Here is a 16,881-nt window from a genome sequence, read left to right as displayed (position 1 = left end):
TCAATCGCTCTGCGAGTTGTTGAGCATGTCGCGCGTGACTTGCTGCTGCTGCGCCGGAGCGGCGGGCGCGGGCATGGCCTGCGGCTTGTTGTCCGAAGCGATGCTCGCTTGCAGGATGCGCGTGGGGTTGGTCGGCGGCTCGCCCCGCTCGATCTCATCCACGGCGGTCATGTTCGAAATCACGCGGCCGAAATTGGTGTAAGTCCGGTCGAGCGCGAAGCGCGGGTAGAACACGATGAAGAACTGGCTGTTGGCGCTGTCTTCGGTGGCCGAGCGCGCCATCGAGACGGTGCCGCGAACGTGGGGCAGCATGTTGAACTCGGCCTTGAGGTCGGGCAGCTCGGAGCCGCCCCGGCCGGTGCCGGTCGGGTCACCGGTCTGCGCCATGAAGCCGTCGATCACGCGGTGGAAGATCACCCCGTCGTAAAAACCGGCGCGGGCCAGTTCCTTGACCCGCTCGACATGGTGCGGCGCCCATTGCGGCATCAGACGGATCGCGACCCGTTCGCCGGTAGAAAGATCGAGCAGGAGGATATTGTCGCGATCTTGGGTCAGGTCGAAGTTGACCTTGATCGGCATTTGCTCCGCCTGAGAATTCGCCTCCTGCGTTGTCTCCAGAGCGGGCGACAGCGAAGTATCCTGCGCCAGCGACGGCGCGGCGGTGAACGAGAGGGTGGCGGCGATGGCGGCGCCAATCAGAGTGCGGATCATGAAGATAGTCCGGTTATGCGCATGGCAGATGAGCGGCGGGCCTAGTCAAAGCACGCTGACAGTTCAATGAACATTGCGTGTGCGGTTGTGGTCAAAGATCGCCGCGCAGGCCCAGCTCGGCTACTCGTGCAGCGACCAGCTTGCAAACATGCGGCGCGACAAAGGGGGCGATATCGCCGCCATAGAGGGCGATTTCCTTCACCAGCTTGGAGGCAATCGGCTGCAACGAGATGTCGGCCATCAGGAAGACCGTCTCGATATTGGCATTGAGTTGCTGGTTCATGCCAGCCATCTGATATTCATATTCGAAATCGGCCACCGCGCGCAGGCCGCGCACGATCACGCTGGCGCCCTGAGCTTCGGCGAATTTCATCAGCAGCGCATCGAAGCCGACCACCTCGACGTTTTCGAGCCCCAGCCGCGCGACTTCGGCGACTACCATGTCCATCCGCTCTTCAGGCGTGAACATGGGATTTTTCGAAGGATTGGTGGTGACGCCGATAATCAGCTTGTCGACCAGCTTTGAGCCGCGCCGGATGATGTCGGAATGCCCGAGCGTGACGGGATCGAAAGTGCCGGGGTAAAGACCGATGCGGGGAACGCTCATCGGTCGCGCTCCACCACGAAACTGGCAAGTGCGCGCAACAGGTCTGCCTCCTCGCCGTGCTGCGCCAGATGACCGATGGCCTGTTCGCTCAAGGCGTGGGCCTGCGCGCGGGCGGCCTCGGCACCCATGAGCGAGACAAAGGTGGCCTTGCCCTGCCCTTCGTCTTTCCTCAGCGCCTTGCCGGCCAGCTCCTCGTCGCCCTCGTGATCGAGCAGATCGTCGGCGATCTGGAACGCGAGGCCGATGTCGCGGGCATAGTTGCGCAGGTGATTGCGCCCCTCGTCGGGCAGCTTGCCGAGGATCGCGCCCATCTCCACCGCCGCCATCAGCAGCGCGCCAGTCTTCAATTGCTGGAGCCGGGTGACGGTATGCAGGTCGAACTCTTCGCTCTCGGCGGCGAGGTCCATCATCTGGCCGCCTGCCATGCCTTTGTGCCCGCTGGCCGTGGCAAGCGTGAGCACCAGCTCGGCGCGGACAAAAGGATCAGCACTCACCCGTTCGTCGGCGAGCAATTCGAAAGCCAGCGCGTGAAGCGAGTCGCCCGCGAGGACGGCAGTCGCTTCGTCGAAGGCCTTGTGAACGGTCGGCTTGCCGTGGCGCAGGTCGTCATCGTCCATGCAGGGCAGATCGTCGTGGATCAGCGAATAGACGTGAATCGCTTCGAGCGCGCAGGCGGCGCGAATTGCGGCATTGCGGTTCGCACCGTACATTTCGGCCACGGTGACCACCAGCAACGGGCGCACCCGCTTGCCGCCACCGATCACGGCATAGCGCATGGCCTCGATCAGGCGGGCACGCGAATCCTCGGGCACCGGAAGAATAGCGTCGAACGCATTGTCGATCTCGCGCTGGACCTGCGCCAGCCCGCGTCCAAGCAAATCATCAGCCAAGATGAGCCCCATCCCCCTGTGCTCCCTCAACCAGCGTCGAACGGCGCAGTGCCGGTCGGCGTGCCGTCGGCTGAGGCAACGATCTTCTCGATCCGTTCCTGCGCCGCATCGAGCCGCTTCTGGCAGTGGCGACGCAGCGCCTCGCCGCGCTCATACAGCGCCAGTGATTCGTCGAGCGGCACTTCGCCGCCTTCAAGCTTGCGCACCACGTCTTCGAGCGAGCGCAAGGCGTCTTCGAAGCTCAGATCGGCCATTTGTGCAGGGTTTTCCGCCATGGCAGCCACGTTTGGCGGGGATGAGTGGCATGGTCAAGCGCGCGAGGACTGGCGCTCCCCCGCAGCCAGCGTTATTGGCGCTGCCCATGAGCGAAATTACCCCTGATGTCGTCGAGGCGCACGGCCTCAGCCCCGAGGAATACGAGCGCGTGCTGAATGCGCTGGGCCGCGAGCCGAACATGGTCGAGCTTGGCATTTTCTCGGTCATGTGGTCCGAACATTGCAGCTACAAGTCATCACGACTGCATCTGAAGAAGCTGCCGACCGAGGCGCCCTGGGTGATCTGTGGCCCCGGCGAGAATGCCGGCGTGATCGACATTGGCGATGGTCAGGCGGCGATCTTCAAGATGGAGAGCCACAACCACCCCTCGTACATCGAGCCCTATCAGGGCGCGGCGACGGGCGTGGGCGGCATCCTGCGCGACGTCTTCACGATGGGCGCGCGCCCGGTGGCGAACGCCAATGCGCTGCGCTTCGGGCGTCCCGAGCATCCGAAGATGAAGCATCTGGTGCAAGGCGTGGTCGCGGGCATCGGCGGCTACGGCAACTGCGTCGGCGTGCCGACCGTTGCGGGCGAGACAAACTTCCATCCGGCCTACGATGGCAACATTCTTGTCAACGCGATGACCGTGGGCGTCGCCGATGCGGACAAGATCTTCTACAGCGCGGCGACGGGTGTGGGTAACCCCATCGTCTATGTCGGCTCGAAGACCGGGCGCGACGGCATCCACGGCGCGACCATGGCTAGCGCCGACTTCGGCGAAGACGCCGAGGCCAAGCGCCCCACGGTGCAGGTGGGCGATCCCTTCACCGAGAAGCTACTGATCGAGGCCTGTCTCGAACTGATGGCCACCGACGCCATCGTCGCTATTCAGGACATGGGCGCGGCGGGCCTGACCTCGTCGTCGGTGGAAATGGCCACCAACGGCAAGGCCGGCATCCGGCTCGACATGAACATGGTGCCTTGCCGCGAAGAGGGGATGACGCCCTACGAGATGATGCTGAGCGAAAGCCAGGAGCGGATGCTCATGGTCCTGAAGCCCGGCAAGGAGGCCATGGCCGAGGAAATCTTCCGCAAGTGGGAGCTGGACTTTGCCGTAATCGGCGAAGTGACCGACACCCAACACATGGTGCTCGAATTCGACGGTGAGGTGGTCTGCGACATTCCGCTCGGCCCGCTCGCGGCCGATGCGCCGCTGTATGACCGGCCCTATCTCACCCGCGAGGAATACCGCGCCTGGGCGGGCACGAAGCCACTGGAGAATGTTCCCGGCGGCACCGATATCGGCGGCGACCTGCTTAAGCTGATCGGCAGCCCTGATCTCGCCAGCCGCAGCTGGATTTCCGAGCAGTACGACAGCCAGGTCGGCGCGGACACCTTGCAGACCGGCGGCGATGCCGGTGTGGTGCGCGTCCACGGCACGAAGAAGGCGCTGGCGATCAGCACCGATTGCACCCCGCGCTATGTCTATGCCGACCCGTTCGAGGGCGGCAAGCAAGCGATCGCCGAAGCCTATCGCAACCTGTGCGCGGTAGGCGCGCGCCCGCTGGCGGTGACCAATTGCCTGAACTTCGCGAACCCGCAGCGGCCCGAAATCATGGCCCAGCTGGTCCACGCGCTCGATGGCATGGGCGAAGCCTGCCGTGTGCTCGATTTCCCGATCGTGAGCGGCAATGTCTCGCTTTATAACGAGAGCAAGGCGACCGGCGGCGGCTCGGCGATCCTGCCCACCCCCGCCATCGGCGGCGTCGGCCTAATTGACGACTACGCGACGATGATGACCGCGCCGTTCAAGCAGGAAGGTGATGCGATCTACGTTATGGGCGCAGAGCCATGGGCGACGCCGAACCCCGAGCGCAGCCTGGTCGGCCAATCGCTGTGGCTGCGGATCATCCATGGCCGCGAGGAAGGCCGCGCGCCGCATGTCGACCTGACGTTGGAGAAGAACTCCGGCGAATTCATCCGCGAGCTGATCGAAGCTGGCCTCGTGAATGCGGTGCACGACGTGTCCGATGGCGGCATGGCCGTGGCGCTTGCCGAAATGGCTATGCAGAGCGGGCTTGGCGCGGAAACGGTGAACCACCCCGATTACGATCCGGCCCGCTGGTGGTTCGGCGAAGATCAGGGTCGTTACATCGTCACCGTGCCCGATAATGAGGCCTTCCAGGCACAAATCGCCAAGGGGACCCGCGACGATGAGACGGCGTCGAGCGGCCTCAGGCGGATCGGCACCGTGGGCGGCTCGTCGCTGTTCGGCGTTGAGGTGGAGGAGCTGCGCAACACGCACAAGGCCTTCTTCAAAGACTGGATGGAGGCCTGAGCGCCATGCACCTGACCAACATCCTCGCGCCGACCTATCTTCAGATGCTCGGGGCTTTGTCGGCCTGGCTGAGCAAGGCGGCCGAGCAACTGCCCGAGGCAGAGGCCGAGGCGCTGCTATCGAAGCGGCTGGCCGACGATATGTTCCCGCTGGCGACCCAGGTTCGCTTCTCCTGCGTGCAGGCGCTTGAAGGGATGCATCGTCTGCGCGAGGAGGATCTCCCGCCGCTGGTCGACGAACTTCTGACAGAAGGACGCAATGCAGGCGAGCAGCCCGGCACCATTGCCGATGCGCGTGCACGGATCGATCAGGTATTGACCGAGGTGCGCAAGCTTGCCGAGGATATGCCTGCTGGCGATGAGGACCGTAAGCTCGAACATGCGCTGCCGATGGGCATCGTTTTCGACCTGACCGCCGCGCAATATGCGCGCGACTGGGCGTTGGGACAGTTCTATTTTCACATCATGATCGCCTATGCGATCATGCGCGCGGGCGGCGTCGATCTCGGCAAGGCCGACTATGTCGCGCATATGTTCCAGTATGTGCGGCCTGGCACCATGCCGACAGCCTGAGCGACGGGCGCGTTCCGGCTTGCGACTTGCTGGACTCATGATATTATCTTTGCCGGCATTGGTAATATCATGAGGGCGGTCTTATGCGGCACACGCACGTGAAAAATGGCCTGCGCCTCTCGCTTTCAGCGCTCGGCCTGTGCATTGCCACAGCCGGTTTTGCCGGCGAGCCGGTCGTTGACGAAGTCGCCGCCAGCCCTGCCCCTTCCTTCATTCCGGCTGACTTCGAGCCGCCGACCTTGGTCGACGCGCAAGGCTTCAAGCTCGTTCCTCTCGGCCCCGATGTGGTCAAGCAGGATTATGCGGCCTACATGTCGTCGATCGAGCACCTGCAGCAGACCTTCACGCGCAGCACCGGATGGCCTCGCGCCGATCTCACGCTGGCCGATTCGATGGTCGATATGGAGACAGAGGCGGCCCGCTTCGCCAATCGAGAAAGCTTTGCCTATGGCGTGTTGACGCCAGACGGCCAGCACGAACTGGGCAGCGTCTACGTCCGCCCCAGCCCTGTTTCCGATTACGACGCGGTGGTGTCGCTGTGGGGAACGAAAGCGCAATACGATGCCGGGTTCGACGCCGTGCTTTATCGCTGGGTGCGCAGCTGGGTGGCGCGCGATTGGCCGTTCGCCAAGGTCGCCTATCCGGGGCGAGAGATCGCCTGGGGCGAGTGGGACGTTATGACCGAAGCAGCGGGAAGCTGACCTAGCCCCCGACCCACTCCTCGCGCGGGATTTCGAGCAGCTCAAGCAAGGCGGTCAGGTCGCCCTGCTCCACCCAGCCATTGGCGGCGGCGCGGGCCTTGGGCTTGGCGCGATAGGCGATGCCGTAGGCGCTCGCTTCGAGCATCGGGATGTCGTTCGCACCGTCGCCAGCGGCCATGCTGATCGCGCCCTCGCCCAGCTTCGCCAGTTCCTCTTCGAGGACCGCCTGCTTGGTCGAGCTGTCGCAGATGTCGCCGACCAGCGCGCCAGTGAGCTTGCCATCTGCCACCTCGAGCCGATTGCCGACCACACGTTCGAAGCCGATCTGATCCGCCACGACATCAGCGAAGTGGTGGAAACCGCCGGTCACAAGCGCGGACCGACAGCCGCGCGACTTGAGCGTCTCGACCAGCACCCGCGCGCCGTCGTTGGGGCGGATGCGCTCATCCAGGCACTGCTGGATCGCGGCCTCATCGAGGCCAGCCAGCAGCCCGACACGTTCGCGCAGGGCGCTGCGGAAATCGAGTTCGCCCTGCATCGCGCGCTCGGTGATGTCGGCAATTTTCTCCTTGAGCCCAGCAAAGTCCGCCAGTTCGTCGATGCATTCCTGCCCGATCATGGTCGAATCCATGTCGGACACGAACAGGTGCGGCACGGCGATCTCGTCGCGCGCGATCAGACCGTCGGTGGGGCCGAAGTGGCTGTCGATGACTGCGCGCAGGGTGGCCATGTCGTCGCCCGGGCATTCGATCTGCAACACCCGCGAATTGGCGTCGAGCAATTCGGCGCAGGCGGCCGGCAAGCCCTTCGCCTTCAATTCGGCAAGCGCGGCGTCGAGGCTGGTTTGCAGCTTCGCGGGGTCTGCTATCAGGCGGGCAATGAGCACTCGGGAAACTCCAACGGATAACGCGCCAAGAAACGTCCTGGCGCTCATTGCAGGGCCGACCGCCAGCGGCAAGAGCGATCTCGCCGTCAGGCTTGCACTGGCCTTGCAGGAGCGTGGCCGGGAAGCCCGCGTGATCAATGCCGACAGCGCGCAGGTCTATGCCGATCTTTCGATCGTTAGTGCCCGCCCGACCGAGGCCGAGATGCAGGGTGTGCCACATCTGCTGTTCGGCGCATGGGACGGGGCGCAAGCCTGCTCGGCGGCGGACTGGGCCGAGGCCGCCAAGCGCGAGGTCTTCGCGGCGCACGAGGCGGACGCGGTGCCGATCCTTGTGGGCGGAACCGGGCTGTATATTCGCACCCTGCTGGAAGGGATCGCTCCGATCCCCGCAATCGACCCCATCGTGCGCGAGACTGTGCGCGCCCTGCCCTTGGCCGAGGCCTATGCCGCCCTGCAAGCCGAAGACCCGGCCCGGGCAGCTCAGCTCAACGCTGGCGACAGCCAGCGCGTGGCCCGGGCGCTCGAAGTCGTGCGTTCGACCGGGCGTTCGATGCTCGAATGGCAGCGGCACCTGGAAGGCGGCATTGCAGATCAGGTCACGCTCGCTCCGCTGGTCCTGCTGCCTGAGCGCGAGGCACTGTTCGACCGGTGCGATCGGCGCTTTGCCGCGATGGTCAAGGCCGGTGCGCTCGAGGAAGTTGAGGCGCTCTATGCTCGCGGGCTCGAGGAGAACCTGCCCGTCATGCGCGCGATTGGTGTGCCCGAACTGGGCGAGGTGCTGCGCGGTCGCGCTTCTGTGGCCGAGGCAATTGCCAATGGCCAGCGCGCCACCCGGCAATATGCCAAGCGGCAATATACTTGGCTCCGCAATCAGCTGCCGGACGATTGGAAGCGCGCTTTGCCCGAAAATATCGACCTAGCCTCCGATTTTGAAATGTTATTGCCTATATAAAGGTTGACATGACATTTCGTGTCTCATAGAGCCGCATCAGGAATTCGGAGAGGAACGGCCCGGTATGAGCGATCATGCCGGGCCAATCATTTCACGAAGCGAGAAAGGAATTTCACGTGGCAGACGAACGCAGTGGCGCTGCGATACTGGTCGAGACATTGGTGCGGCATGGGGTCGAATATGTGTTCGGCTATCCCGGCGGCGCCGTGCTCCCGATCTACGACGAGCTATTCGCCGATAATCGTATTCGCCACATTCTGGTCCGCCACGAAGCGGGCGCGGCCCATGCGGCCGAAGGCTATGCCCGCAGCACCGGCAAGCCCGGCGTTGTTCTGGTTACCTCCGGCCCCGGCGCGACCAACGCGATTACCGGCATTGCCGATGCCTTCCTCGATTCCATCCCGCTGGTCGTCATCACCGGGCAGGTTCCGACCAATCTGATCGGCACTGATGCGTTTCAGGAGGCCGACACCATCGGCCTGACCCGCCACTGCACCAAGCACAACTATCTGGTGAAAGACCCGGAGCAGCTTGCAGCCGCAGTCGATGAAGCTTTCGAGATCGCCACCACCGGTCGCCCCGGCCCGGTCGTGATCGACATCCCCAAGAACGTCCAGATCGCCACCGCGCGCCTTGAAGATACCGCGCCGCAGCGCCCGAAGCGCTATAATCCGCAACTGGTCGCCCCGGCGGACGAGATTGCCGAGGCCATCGACCTGATCGCCAATGCGGAAAAGCCGGTGTTCTACACGGGCGGAGGCGTGATCAACTCTGGCCCACGCGCTACCGAGCTGCTGCGTGAGTTTCAGGCGCTCACCGGCGCTCCGGTTACCTCGACGCTGATGGGCCTTGGCGCGTTCCCCGCCGAACATGCCGACTGGCTCGGGATGCTCGGTATGCACGGCACTTATGAAGCCAACATGGCGATGAACCAGTGCGACGTCATGATAAACATCGGCGCGCGCTTCGATGATCGGGTGACCGGCCGTCTCGATGCGTTCTCGCCGGGTTCGAAGAAAATCCACATCGATATCGACCGGGCCAGCATCAACAAGATCGTGCCAGTCGATCTCGGGATCGTGGGTGACTGCGCGCACGTACTCGAACAGCTGATCGCAGCCTGGGGCAACCGCAAGGGTGCGGACCTTGCCGAATGGCAGGCGCGCATCACCGGTTGGAAAGCGCGCGAAAGCCTGTCCTACCCGGCCAAGGCTGACGAGATCATGCCGCAGCTCGCGGTCGAGCGGCTCTATGCTCTTACCAAGGAACAGGACCCGATCATCACCACCGAGGTCGGCCAGCATCAGATGTGGGCCGCGCAGTACTTCGGCTTTCAGGGGCCTAACAAGTGGCTCACCTCGGGCGGGCTTGGCACCATGGGCTATGGGATGCCTGCCGCTATCGGCGCGCAGCTCGGCAATCCCGATAGCCTCGTGATCGACATCGCGGGCGAAGCCTCGATCCAGATGAACATTCAGGAGATGGGCACGGCCAGCCAGTTCCGCCTGCCGATCAAGGTGTTCATCCTCAACAACGAGTACATGGGCATGGTTCGCCAGTGGCAGGAACTGACCTATGAGAGCCGCTATTCGAATAGCTATTCCGACAGCCTGCCCGATTTCGTCGCGCTGGCCGAGGCCTATGGCTGGAAGGGTATTCGCATTCATGACGAAAGTGAACTCGACGCCGGGATCAAGGCCATGCTGGAGCACGATGGCCCGGTGATGGTCGACTGCCTCGTATCGAAGGAAGCCAACTGTTTCCCGATGATCCCGAGCGGCGCGGCACACACCGAAATGCTGCTCTATGGCGACATGGTGGCCGGCACCATGGCAGACGAAGCCAAGGCTCTGGTCTAAGAGGCGCGTAGACAATGAAAATCAATCACCGCGAATCCGAGCGCCACGTGCTCGCCATCATGGTCGACAACGAAGCGGGTATTCTCGCCAAGATCGCCGGTCTGTTCACAGCGCGTGGATACAACATCGACAGCCTGACCGTGGCCGACATCACGAACGACCATGCGATCAGCCGCATCACCATCGTTACCAACGGCCCGCCGCAGGTGATCGACCAGATCGAAGCGCAGCTCGAACGGCTTGTGCCCGTCCACAAGGTCGTCGACCTTACGGCAGCTGGCCCGCATGTCGAACGTGAGCTGGCGCTGGTGAAGGTACAGGGCACAGGCGAGAAGCGGGTCGAGGCGCTGCGCCTCGCCGATATTTTCCGCGCCCGGCCGGTCGACACCACCACCGAGAGTTTTGTGTTCGAGATCACCGGGCCTCCCGAAAAGATCGACAGCTTCATCGCTTTGATGCGCGAGTTGGGGCTGGTCGAGGTAGGGCGCACGGGCGTCGTCGGCATGATGCGCGGTAGCGAAGGCGTCTGAGCACGCGACCGCCGGTCGTTACAAAGTAACTACATTTCCCGTTCCCGAACGGGGGGCATTGCCGCTAGGGCCACTTTTTCCGAGTCGCGCGCTCCGCGCATTTCCCGCAGAGCGACTCCATAAGATAAGCAGGAAAGACGAGATGAAAGTCTATTACGACGCCGATTGCGACCTGAACCTGATCGCTGACAAGAACATCGCCATCCTCGGCTATGGTTCGCAAGGCCACGCCCATGCGCAGAACCTGCGCGATTCGGGCTGCAAGAACGTCGCCATCGCGCTGCGCCCCGGCTCGGCCTCGGCCAAGAAGGCTGAAGGCGCTGGGTTCAAGGTACTGTCGAACAGCGAAGCTGCCGGCTGGGCCGACATCCTCATGATCCTCGCACCCGACGAACATCAGGCCGCGATCTGGGCGGACGATCTCAAGGGCAACATGAAGCCTGGTGCCGCGCTCGCCTTCGCGCATGGCCTGAACATTCACTTCGGCCTGATCGAAGCGCCCACCGATATCGACGTGATCATGATCGCGCCCAAGGGCCCCGGCCACACGGTGCGCGGCGAATACCAGAAGGGCGGCGGCGTGCCATGCCTGATCGCGGTCCATCAGGACGCTTCGGGCAATGCGCATGACGTGGCGCTGGCCTATGCTTCGGGCGTCGGCGGCGGTCGCTCGGGCATCATCGAGACCAACTTCAAGGAAGAGTGCGAAACCGACCTGTTCGGCGAACAGGCTGTGCTTTGCGGCGGGATCACCCACCTCATCCAGGCCGGGTTCGAGACGCTTACCGAAGCAGGCTATGCTCCCGAGATGGCCTATTTCGAGTGCCTGCACGAAACCAAGCTGATCGTCGACCTGCTCTATGAAGGCGGCATTGCCAACATGCGCTATTCGATCTCGAACACCGCCGAATATGGCGACATCGTGACCGGCCCGCGCATCATCACCGAAGAAACCAAGGCCGAGATGAAGCGCGTCCTCGCCGACATCCAGTCGGGCCGCTTCGTGAAGAACTTCGTGCTCGACAACCGTGCCGGCCAGCCCGAGCTGAAGGCGAGCCGAAAGGCTGCCGAGGCACACCCGATCGAGCAGACCGGTGCCAAGCTGCGTGCGATGATGCCGTGGATCGGCAAGAACAAGCTGGTCGATCAGGAAAAGAACTGAGCCTGATCCCATAATTAGGTATCGCAAAAAGCGCGCCATGGCCTTCCCATGGCGCGCTTTTTCGTGTTCGAGCGGGATATGGACGAGACGAGCGCACGGCACATCCTGATCCCGATCCACGACTTCTCGCTTGGCGGGACGGAGCGGATCGCCTTTCGTCTGGCGGGCGAATGGGTCCGCCGCGGGCGGCGCGTTACCGTGCTGGCGGGCGCGAGCGATGGGCCGATGCGTGCGCAGGTGCCGGGCGGTGTTGGGATCGAGGTGCTGGCAGAGCCTGTGCCGCGCAGTACCTTTTCGCGAATGCGTCTCGGTGCGGCGATGGCGGGACCAGCCAAAGCGCTCTCGCCCGATGGCGTTTTTCTGATCGGCAATTTCCATTTTGCCGTGGCTAAGGCGCTCAAGCAGGCACTGCCGGCGGTGCCCATTGTCGGCAAGGTCAGCAATCCGCTGGTTCCTGCCAGTCTGGGAACTGGCCCCCTGGCCCGCGCCTTGGCTGGCTGGTGGTCGGGCGGCGTAGACAGGCTGGTAGCCATGTCCCCCGGTATGCGCGAGCAACTGGCGCAGCTCGTCCCCGCCAGCCGCACACTCGCCATCCCCGACCCCTTTGTTGACGACGATGTGGCCGTGACTGCACGCTTGGGACAGCCGCGCAAGCCGCTTTCGCTGCTGTTCGTGGGTAGGCTCGAACCGCAGAAGAATCCGCTGCTCGCGCTCGCCACCGCTGCGAGCGTGCGCGATCTTGGCGAGCCCTTCACGCTCACCATGATCGGCGGCGGCGCGATGGAGCGGCAGGTCCACAAGGAGATCGCGCGGCTGGGACTGGCCGAGCACGTCACCCTGCACGGCCACGTCGCGAACCCCGCTCCGTTCTTTCGCGAGGCAGACATCCTGCTGATGACCTCGCGCTATGAAGGCGTCCCGGCGGTGATCGGCGAGGCGCTGGTGACCGGAATGCCTTTCGTCGCGACACCCTGCACCGCTTGGCTTGAAGGACTGGTCGTAGGCGATCCGGCGCTTGGCACGCTGGTTGCCGCGCACGATCCTGCTCAGCTTGCCGAGGCGGTGCGCAAGCGTGCGGCACTGCCCTTCCCCGCTGCAGATGCAATCGAGCAAGCGATCGGCGGGCACCGTCTCGCAAACGCGGCAGAGGCCTATCTTTCCCTATTCGACGCGCTTGCACGCGATCAAAAGCAGACGTGAACGCCGTGCGCCGCGTTCCGCCCGTTGTGTGGCTTGCGATTGCGGCGGCGATCCTGCGCGCGCAGACCTTCGGCAATCCGGTGATCGAGTTCGACGAGCAGTATTACCTGCTGGTGGGCGAGCGGATGTTGGATGGTGTGCTGCCTTACGTCGATATCTGGGATCGCAAGCCCATCGGCCTATTTTCGATGTTTGCCGCCTTTGCTTGGATTGGCGGGCTGTTCGGCGGCGATGGCTTGCTTACCAGCCAGATCGGAGGCCTTGTGGCGGCAGTTGCCGCTGCCGAGCTGATCCGCCGCATGGCTTTGCACGGCGGAGCGAGCGGCGTGCCTGCAATTATGGGTGGGCTGGCTTACGTTATCTGGCTCAACCTCGCCCAGGGCGAAGGCACGCAAGCTTCGGTGCTTTATACCCCGCTGGTGGTGGGCGCGGCTTTTCTGGTTCAGCGTTGCGGTCACAGATTGCTGCGCGATGGCGCGCTGGCGATGGGGCTGATCGGTCTGGCAATACAGCTCAAGTACACTGTCGGCCTTGAGGGCCTGTTCTTCGGTCTTTGGCTGATGGCGCTTGGCCATCGGCGAGGCTGGTCTTCGTCGCGAGTGCTCGGGGCAGCGGCGCTATGGGCGCTGGTTGCCTTCCTTCCTACGCTGGTGGCAATGGCACTTTACGCTCAGCTCGGAGCGCTCGATGCCTTCGTGTTCGCCAACTTCCAGTCACAATTCCTGCGCGTCCCTGATGAGCTTTCGGTGATGGGTGAAGACCTGCTTGGAAGCATGGCGATCCTGCTGCTGCCCCTCATCCTGCTGCTGGCCACCATCCGGCGTGAAGACCTGCGCTTGCGGCGTTTCGAATGGCAATGGCTGGCTGTTGCGCTGGCCGCGATTCTGATCGTCGGTGCGTATAGCCCACACTATTTCATTCCGCTGTTCGCGCCGCTGTTCGTTGTTCTGGCGCCTGCGTTCGAGCGCTGGCGCAAGCTTGGTGCCGCCATGCTCGTTCTTGGCGTCGTAGCCGGGCAATACCTCCTTCATCATTATGAGGAGACGAAGGGAGGCCGGGCCGAAGCCTTGGCGATGGTCGAAGCCATCGGCGAAGTGCCGAACTGCCTTTATGTCCACGATGGCTTTCCCGCGCTTTACCGTCTCTCGGGAAGCTGTCTGCCATCACCGTTCGCCTTCCCCGGCTCGCTCAATATGGCCAACGAGGCCGATGCGCTCGGGGTGGACAGCCGAAGGGAAGTCGAACGCATCTTCGCGGCGCGCCCCGATGCCGTGGTGACTGACCTTCCCGCGTACAATCGCGGCAACCGCGTTACCCGTGCGATCGTTCAGCGCGAGCTGGCCGCGCATTACAAGCTGGCCCTTCGCCTCAAGACCGGGTCCGACCGCTACCGTCTCGTCTACCGCCGCCGCGACTGACCCGCGGCTGCCTGTTCATTCACGAATGCGACCTATTCGCAAGTTCGCAGTGGACAATGCGCAGCGCTACCTTCACATTGAATCTCGACAACCCTCAATTTTGCTACATCAATTCCCTCAGCCTTTTCGAAACGGGAGATCTCGAATGCGCAAGACCCTTCTCGCCACTGTGGCCGCCGCTGGCATGGCCACCCTCGCCCTTGGCACGCTTAACGCTCAGGACGCCCCTGCACCCGGCGCGATCGACCTCGCTGCGGTCGACGCGGGCGACTATGCCACCGATCCGGCGCACTCGCTGGTCGTGTGGGAGATCAGCCACCTCGGATTCAACGACTATTTCGGCATCTTCGGTGATGTTGAAGGCACGCTGTCGATCGATCCGGCCAATGTCGAGGCTGCCGCGCTTGACGTGACCATTCCGATCGCTGCGGTCACCGTGCCGAGCGAAGGCCTGAAAGACCACCTGCTGCGCCCTGGCAAGGACGGCGGCGATCCCGACTTCTTCGGCCCTGAACCTGAGGCTGCCCGCTTCGTGTCGACCGCCGTCCACAAGACCGGCGACACCACCGCGCACATCATGGGCGATCTCACCTTCAACGGTGTGACCAAGCCTGTGACCATTCAGGCCGAGCTTTCCGGCATGGGCACGAACGCCATGAGCCAGAAGGAAACGCTCGGCTTCCACGGCACGACCACCATCAAGCGGTCGGACTGGAACCTTGCATGGGGTATCCCCTTCGGCATCAGCGACGAGGTCGATCTCGAAATCTCGGTTGCCTTCGAGAAGTAAGCCTCACCTCAAAACTCACAACAGGAGCGCGCGGGGCCATGCCTCGCGCGCTTCTTGCGTTGGGCGGCGGGGCTGGACATTCGGCGCTCCTGCCCGCATATAACGTGCCTATGAGCACCCGCGAGCTTCTTTCGCTGCTTCGACTTACGCGCCCTTAGGCGCGCCATTTATCCTGCCCGCGTGGCAGGAACCCGCCTAAGGGCCCTTCCAGCTTCGTAAAGAAACAGCAGCGCGCGGTCTTGCCGTGCGCGCGTCAGGCGATAAGGCGAATTCCACCATGCCGATGCTCAAAGACCCTTCCCGCAAGTACCAGCCCTTCCCGCAGGTTCCGTTGACGGAACGCCAGTGGCCCAGCCGCACGATCACCGCGCCGCCGCGATGGCTCAGCACCGATCTGCGCGATGGCAACCAGTCGATCATCGATCCAATGGACGCAGTTAAGAAGAACCGCTTCTTCGACCTCTTGTGCGAAGTGGGCGTGAAGGAGATCGAGGTCGGCTTCCCCGCCGCCGGCGCGACCGAGTTCGACTTCATCACCGGCCTGATCAAGGCAGATCGCATCCCCGAGGACGTGGTGATTCAGGTCCTCACGCAGAGCCGCGAAGACCTGATCCGCCGCAGCTTTGAAAGCTTGCAGGGCGCACGCGAGGCGATTGTCCATCTCTATAACGCGGTAAGCCCCGCTTGGCGCGATATTGTGTTCCGGATGAGCCGCGAGGACGTGAAGGCGATCGCGATCAAGGGCGCGCAGATGCTGGTCGACGAGGCAGCGAAACAGCCCGATACCAAGTGGCATTTCGAATATTCGCCCGAGACCTTCTCGACCGCCGAACTCGACTTCAGCCTCGAGGTTTGCGAGGCAGTGATGAACGTGGTCGGACCGACCAAGGACTGGCCGATCATCCTCAACCTGCCAGCCACGGTAGAGGCGGCGACGCCCAATATCTATGCCGACCAGATCGAATATTTCTGCCGCAATCTTCCAAACCGCGAAGCGGCGGTGATCTCCCTGCACACGCATAACGACCGGGGCACCGGCGTCGCGGCGGCGGAGCTTGGCATGATGGCGGGTGCCGACCGTGTCGAGGGCTGCCTGTTCGGCAATGGCGAGCGCACCGGCAACTGCTGCCTCGTCACCGTGGCGATGAACATGTACACGCAAGGGGTCGATCCGGGGCTCGACTTTTCGGACATCGACAAAGTGATCGAGACGGTTGAATACTGTAACCAGCTGCCGGTCCATCCGCGCCATCCCTATGGCGGCGAGCTGGTGTTCACCGCCTTTTCGGGCAGCCATCAGGACGCAATCAAGAAGGGTTTCGAGGCCCATTCGACGCAGAACAACGAACATTGGCGCGTGCCCTATCTGCCAATCGATCCGGCGGACCTCGGCCGCAGCTATGAGGCGGTAATCCGCGTTAACTCGCAAAGCGGCAAAGGCGGCTTTGCCTGGGTGCTCGAACAGGGTCAGGGGCTCAAGCTGCCAAAGCGCTTGCAAGCCGATTTCTCGAAGCACGTGCAACAGATGGCCGACGATATGGGCCGCGAACTCAACGCTGAAGACATCTGGACCTGTTTCCGCAAGGCTTACTACGTGAAGGTCGAGCCGCGCCACTTCCGTCTGGTCGACTACGAGGAAAGCCGCGCTGGCGACGGCACGCGTATCTTTACCGGCACCGTCGAGGTCGACGGCGAGCCGCAGCGCATTTCGGGACGCGGCAAGGGGCTGGTTTCCTCGGTGTTGGCAACGATTCGCGATGCCTATGGCCTTGAACTCGACGTTCTCGACTACACCGAGCACGCGATGGGCAAAGGCAGCGACGCGCGGGCGGCGGCCTATCTCGAATGTGCGCTGCCCGATGGACGTATTGTCTGGGGCGTAGGCATCGACGAGGACGTGGCGACGGCCAGCGTGCGCGCGATCCTCTCGGCGGCCAATTCCGCGCACCATGGGCCGGGAATGGGCAAGGCCTGATAACGGCACAGTGGCGCTCGTTGTAGATGTGG

Annotated in this window: 16 protein-coding genes; 11 read left to right on the top strand and 5 right to left on the bottom strand. The window is 63.3% G+C overall.

Annotation, left to right across the window (positions count from 1 at the left end; translation table 11 throughout):
* From E0473_RS01970 to E0473_RS01955, 4 genes are all read right to left on the bottom strand, one after another.
* Window positions 1-711, bottom strand: coding sequence for a peptidylprolyl isomerase (locus E0473_RS01970; protein ID WP_137679176.1), 711 nt, complete (start codon window positions 709-711; stop codon window positions 1-3).
* 91 nt (window positions 712-802) lie between these two features.
* Window positions 803-1,318, bottom strand: a complete 516-nt coding sequence (gene coaD / locus E0473_RS01965) for a pantetheine-phosphate adenylyltransferase (protein WP_137679175.1) — start codon at window positions 1,316-1,318, stop codon at window positions 803-805.
* Complete coding sequence (locus E0473_RS01960; RefSeq protein ID WP_137679174.1) at window positions 1,315-2,220, bottom strand: polyprenyl synthetase family protein; 906 nt, start codon at window positions 2,218-2,220, stop codon at window positions 1,315-1,317. Before E0473_RS01960 ends, coaD begins: the two co-directional genes overlap by 4 nt.
* 14 nt (window positions 2,221-2,234) lie before the next feature.
* Entirely contained in the window at window positions 2,235-2,483 is a 249-nt protein-coding gene (locus E0473_RS01955) for an exodeoxyribonuclease VII small subunit (protein WP_137679173.1), read from the bottom strand.
* Window positions 2,484-2,569: 86 nt separating this feature from the next.
* On the opposite strand from E0473_RS01955, the gene purL reads away from it, so the two are divergent.
* The 3 genes from purL (at window position 2,570) to E0473_RS01940 (ending at window position 6,077) form a co-directional block, all read left to right on the top strand.
* Window positions 2,570-4,804, top strand: coding sequence for a phosphoribosylformylglycinamidine synthase subunit PurL (gene purL / locus E0473_RS01950; protein WP_137679172.1), 2,235 nt, complete (start codon window positions 2,570-2,572; stop codon window positions 4,802-4,804).
* 5 nt (window positions 4,805-4,809) lie between these two features.
* Window positions 4,810-5,376 carry a DUF1993 domain-containing protein gene (locus tag E0473_RS01945; protein WP_137679171.1) on the top strand — a complete coding sequence of 189 codons (567 nt, stop codon included), beginning with the start codon at window positions 4,810-4,812 and terminating at the stop codon, window positions 5,374-5,376.
* Window positions 5,377-5,459: 83 nt separating this feature from the next.
* On the top strand, window positions 5,460-6,077 hold the full coding sequence (locus tag E0473_RS01940; RefSeq protein ID WP_137679170.1) for a twin-arginine translocation pathway signal protein: 618 nt from the start codon (window positions 5,460-5,462) through the stop codon (window positions 6,075-6,077).
* Between the two features lies 1 nt (window position 6,078).
* On the opposite strand, the gene serB is transcribed toward E0473_RS01940, so the two are convergent.
* Complete coding sequence (gene serB, locus E0473_RS01935) at window positions 6,079-6,963, bottom strand: phosphoserine phosphatase SerB (RefSeq protein WP_137679169.1); 885 nt, start codon at window positions 6,961-6,963, stop codon at window positions 6,079-6,081.
* Here serB and miaA point away from each other — a divergent pair.
* The 8 genes from miaA (at window position 6,956) to leuA (ending at window position 16,849) form a co-directional block, all read left to right on the top strand.
* Window positions 6,956-7,915, top strand: a complete 960-nt coding sequence (gene miaA, locus E0473_RS01930; RefSeq protein WP_137679168.1) for a tRNA (adenosine(37)-N6)-dimethylallyltransferase MiaA — start codon at window positions 6,956-6,958, stop codon at window positions 7,913-7,915. The genes serB and miaA overlap by 8 nt on opposite strands.
* Window positions 7,916-8,031: 116 nt before the next feature.
* Window positions 8,032-9,774, top strand: coding sequence for a biosynthetic-type acetolactate synthase large subunit (gene ilvB / locus E0473_RS01925; protein WP_137679167.1), 1,743 nt, complete (start codon window positions 8,032-8,034; stop codon window positions 9,772-9,774).
* Between the two features lie 14 nt (window positions 9,775-9,788).
* Complete coding sequence (gene ilvN / locus E0473_RS01920) at window positions 9,789-10,304, top strand: acetolactate synthase small subunit (protein WP_137679166.1); 516 nt, start codon at window positions 9,789-9,791, stop codon at window positions 10,302-10,304.
* A gap of 142 nt (window positions 10,305-10,446) precedes the next feature.
* Window positions 10,447-11,466 (top strand): ketol-acid reductoisomerase, encoded by a 1,020-nt coding sequence (gene ilvC / locus E0473_RS01915; RefSeq protein WP_137679165.1) that lies wholly within the window; start codon window positions 10,447-10,449, stop codon window positions 11,464-11,466.
* 48 nt (window positions 11,467-11,514) lie between these two features.
* Window positions 11,515-12,666, top strand: a complete 1,152-nt coding sequence (locus E0473_RS01910; RefSeq protein ID WP_137679164.1) for a glycosyltransferase — start codon at window positions 11,515-11,517, stop codon at window positions 12,664-12,666.
* Complete coding sequence (locus E0473_RS01905) at window positions 12,663-14,084, top strand: hypothetical protein (protein WP_137679163.1); 1,422 nt, start codon at window positions 12,663-12,665, stop codon at window positions 14,082-14,084. The genes E0473_RS01910 and E0473_RS01905 overlap by 4 nt, the downstream gene beginning before the upstream one ends.
* A 145-nt stretch (window positions 14,085-14,229) precedes the next feature.
* Window positions 14,230-14,874 carry a YceI family protein gene (locus E0473_RS01900; RefSeq protein WP_137679162.1) on the top strand — a complete coding sequence of 215 codons (645 nt, stop codon included), beginning with the start codon at window positions 14,230-14,232 and terminating at the stop codon, window positions 14,872-14,874.
* A 277-nt stretch (window positions 14,875-15,151) separates the two neighbouring features.
* Entirely contained in the window at window positions 15,152-16,849 is a 1,698-nt protein-coding gene (gene leuA, locus E0473_RS01895) for a 2-isopropylmalate synthase (protein WP_137679161.1), read from the top strand.
* Window positions 16,850-16,881: the final 32 nt, after the last annotated feature.

This window comes from Aurantiacibacter suaedae (assembly GCF_005434915.1).
Taxonomy (GTDB): Bacteria; Pseudomonadota; Alphaproteobacteria; order Sphingomonadales; family Sphingomonadaceae; genus Alteraurantiacibacter; species Alteraurantiacibacter suaedae.
The sequence above is the reverse complement of the archived record's forward strand: the minus strand, read 5'-3'. Positions and strand labels throughout refer to the sequence as shown.

What these genes read in the sequence shown, in the direction of transcription:
- E0473_RS01900 (WP_137679162.1), top strand. Translation starts at nt 14,230, where the DNA reads ATGCGCAAGACCCTTCTCGCCACTGTGGCCGCCGCTGGCATGGCCACC.
- E0473_RS01940 (WP_137679170.1), top strand. Translation starts at nt 5,460, where the DNA reads ATGCGGCACACGCACGTGAAAAATGGCCTGCGCCTCTCGCTTTCAGCG.
- miaA (WP_137679168.1), top strand. Translation starts at nt 6,956, where the DNA reads ATGAGCACTCGGGAAACTCCAACGGATAACGCGCCAAGAAACGTCCTG.
- purL (WP_137679172.1), top strand. Translation starts at nt 2,570, where the DNA reads ATGAGCGAAATTACCCCTGATGTCGTCGAGGCGCACGGCCTCAGCCCC.
- coaD (WP_137679175.1), bottom strand. Translation starts at nt 1,318, where the DNA reads ATGAGCGTTCCCCGCATCGGTCTTTACCCCGGCACTTTCGATCCCGTC.
- ilvC (WP_137679165.1), top strand. Translation starts at nt 10,447, where the DNA reads ATGAAAGTCTATTACGACGCCGATTGCGACCTGAACCTGATCGCTGAC.
- E0473_RS01945 (WP_137679171.1), top strand. Translation starts at nt 4,810, where the DNA reads ATGCACCTGACCAACATCCTCGCGCCGACCTATCTTCAGATGCTCGGG.
- E0473_RS01955 (WP_137679173.1), bottom strand. Translation starts at nt 2,483, where the DNA reads ATGGCGGAAAACCCTGCACAAATGGCCGATCTGAGCTTCGAAGACGCC.
- leuA (WP_137679161.1), top strand. Translation starts at nt 15,152, where the DNA reads ATGCCGATGCTCAAAGACCCTTCCCGCAAGTACCAGCCCTTCCCGCAG.
- E0473_RS01960 (WP_137679174.1), bottom strand. Translation starts at nt 2,220, where the DNA reads ATGGGGCTCATCTTGGCTGATGATTTGCTTGGACGCGGGCTGGCGCAG.
- ilvN (WP_137679166.1), top strand. Translation starts at nt 9,789, where the DNA reads ATGAAAATCAATCACCGCGAATCCGAGCGCCACGTGCTCGCCATCATG.
- E0473_RS01970 (WP_137679176.1), bottom strand. Translation starts at nt 711, where the DNA reads ATGATCCGCACTCTGATTGGCGCCGCCATCGCCGCCACCCTCTCGTTC.
- E0473_RS01910 (WP_137679164.1), top strand. Translation starts at nt 11,515, where the DNA reads ATGGCGCGCTTTTTCGTGTTCGAGCGGGATATGGACGAGACGAGCGCA.